Source organism: Sphingomonas sp. Leaf339 (assembly GCF_001426195.1).
Taxonomy (GTDB): Bacteria; Pseudomonadota; Alphaproteobacteria; order Sphingomonadales; family Sphingomonadaceae; genus Sphingomonas.
Genome location: NZ_LMRS01000035.1, coordinates 1 through 448, shown reverse-complemented (window position 1 = coordinate 448; position 448 = coordinate 1). Strand labels below are relative to the sequence as shown.

1 protein-coding gene is annotated in these 448 nt (G+C 60.5%); it reads left to right on the top strand.

The annotated features are described in order from the left end of the window. Window positions 1–50: 50 nt before the first annotated feature. Window positions 51–448: methane monooxygenase/ammonia monooxygenase subunit C (locus ASG67_RS14100; RefSeq protein ID WP_235535226.1), on the top strand; the 398-nt coding region annotated here is incomplete at its 3' end.

Genomic DNA, 448 nt, shown 5'->3' with positions numbered 1-448 from the left:
GCGATACCGGTCACGCGCAATTCCCTGGGAGCACATTGGAGGAGAAGGGTATGAGCTCAACGACTGACACAGCAGCCCGGGCTGCTGCTGGCACGGAAGCTGTAGTTGACCTGAAGGGCATGTGGATCGGCCTGGCCGTTCTGAACGGGTTCTATCTGGTCGTTCGCATTTACGAGCAGATTTATGGCTGGCGCGCCGGCCTGGACTCGTTTGCGCCGGAGTTCCAGACCTATTGGATGTCGATCCTTTGGACCGAGATTCCGCTTGAGCTGATCTCGGGCATTGGCCTTGCGGGCTTTCTTTGGAAGACGCGCACGCGCGACTTCTCGACTCTGACGGCGCGCGAAGAAATGCGCCGCCTGGTTGTCGAAGTGCAGTGGCTGGTGGTTTACGCCGCGGCCATTTACTGGGGCGCGTCGTTCTTCACGGAGCAGGACGGCACCTGGCG